Origin of the sequence: Kushneria sinocarnis (genome assembly GCF_003633775.1) — a bacterium.
GTDB classification, from domain to species: domain Bacteria; phylum Pseudomonadota; class Gammaproteobacteria; order Pseudomonadales; family Halomonadaceae; genus Kushneria; species Kushneria sinocarnis.
In genome coordinates this window covers 1-1,098 of sequence record NZ_RBIN01000018.1, presented here as the reverse complement: position 1 = coordinate 1,098, position 1,098 = coordinate 1, and the positions used below count along the sequence as shown (strand labels likewise).

The following is a 1,098-nucleotide window of genomic DNA, read 5'->3' as shown; positions in this document are numbered from 1 at the left end:
GGCGGTCTCAAGTTCCAAGCGCAACGCTATTGAAGGGTGCTCGGTCCGCCGACGGATTTCTTTAGCACCTCGGCGTAGACTTCCAGTGGGGTTCGCCAGTCCAGCGTCTGGCGAGGCCGTGTGTTCAGTGAGTCGGCGATCTCGTCGAGCTCTTCCTGACTGTAAACGGAGAGGTCCGTTCCCTTTGGCAGATACTGCCGCAACAGCCCGTTGGTGTTCTCGTTGGAGCCCCGCTGCCATGGGCTATGTGGGTCAGCGAAGTAGATCGCCGTACCGGTTTTCTGCGTGATCTCGGCATGCTTCACCATCTCTCTGCCCTGGTCGTAGGTCATGGACAGCCGCAGGGCTCGCGGCACCTCATTGAGCTTATCGCTGAAGCCAACGGCCGCCGCCGTGGCGGTGGTGCCATCCACTTTCGCCAAGATCACCAAGCGTGTGGTGCGCTCCACCAGCGTACCGACGGCGGAGCGATTGTTGGCACCCATGATGAGATCGCCTTCCCAGTGGCCCGGCATCAGGCGGACTTCAATCTCGGGCGGCCGCACGTGGATGCTGACCAGATCGGGAATCTGCTGGCGTCGATCCTTGCCACGACTGCGTGAGCGACGCTTGCCGTTGCCCTGCCGCAGGCAGGCGATGAGCTCTTTCTTGAGACTGCCGCGGGGCATCACATAGAGCGCGTTGTAGATGGCCTCATGCGAGACCTGCCGACGTGAATCGTTGGGAGACATGCGCTTCAGTGTGCGGGCTATCTGTTGCGGTGACCAGTACTTGCGCAGCAGGTGGACCACCACCTCGAAGAGCTCCCCGTCTGGGTGCAGCCTGGGACGCTGGCGTGGCCGATGTCGCGTCAGACGAGCCCGATAACCCGCCAAGCCGGCATCGTAGCCCTTGATGGGGTCGACCGTATGGCGAGCAATTTCTCGCGACACGGTGCTCGGCGCACGACCCGGGTGAGCGGCAATGGCCCGGATCGAATGCGTGGCTCGCATCATCATGATGGCGGCCCGGTCTTCAGCAGAAAGATGGCGATAGCAGTGGTTCATGGCAACACCGTACCTGATGGGTCACGTGTTGCGCTTGGTCATTGAGACCGCC

The 1,098-nt window shown here is 61.9% G+C and carries 1 protein-coding gene; it reads right to left on the bottom strand.

What is annotated here, in order from left to right:
* Nucleotides 1–26 precede the first annotated feature (26 nt).
* On the bottom strand, nucleotides 27–1,046 hold the full coding sequence (locus tag C7446_RS16230) for an IS30 family transposase (protein ID WP_121174157.1): 1,020 nt from the start codon (nucleotides 1,044–1,046) through the stop codon (nucleotides 27–29).
* Nucleotides 1,047–1,098 lie beyond the last annotated feature (52 nt).

Excerpts from the sequence above, each read along its gene's own strand:
- C7446_RS16230 (WP_121174157.1), bottom strand. The coding sequence starts at position 1,046 with ATGAACCACTGCTATCGCCATCTTTCTGCTGAAGACCGGGCCGCCATC.